This is a genomic window from Streptomyces sp. ADMS, assembly GCF_033441795.1.
In the GTDB taxonomy this organism is placed as follows: domain Bacteria; phylum Actinomycetota; class Actinomycetes; order Streptomycetales; family Streptomycetaceae; genus Streptomyces.
This window is the reverse complement of record NZ_JAVFVX010000513.1, coordinates 1-321: the sequence shown is the minus strand read 5'-3', so window position 1 is coordinate 321 and position 321 is coordinate 1. Positions and strand designations below refer to the sequence as shown.

General features: G+C 66.7%; 1 protein-coding gene. It reads right to left on the bottom strand.

Annotation, left to right across the window (positions count from 1 at the left end; genetic code table 11):
- The coding region (locus RB628_RS42990) for a TraG/TraD/VirD4 family protein (RefSeq protein ID WP_318325819.1) at positions 1-321 on the bottom strand (321 nt) is incomplete at both ends.

Here is a 321-nt window from a genome sequence, read left to right as displayed (position 1 = left end):
TGCTCACCGAGGTGGACTTGCCGCCGTCGCTGGTCGACACCGACGTCGTCTGCACATCGTGGTCACCGACCTGCCTGCTCAGACGGTCGGCGAAGTCGGCGTCGTCGATTCCACTTCCGATGATCTTGATCGTCGCGGCGGACCAGAGGGCGTCCATGCCTGCCTCGCCCCAGCAGCGCTGGCCCTGCCGGTAGGACTGCAGGATCGTCATCGGGATCACACCCCGTGAGCCCAAGTGGCTGTACAGGTCCGGGAGATCGGAGATCTTGCACACGTTGGCGGCCTCGTCGAGGACGCACAGGGCAGGCGGGTCGAGCCGCC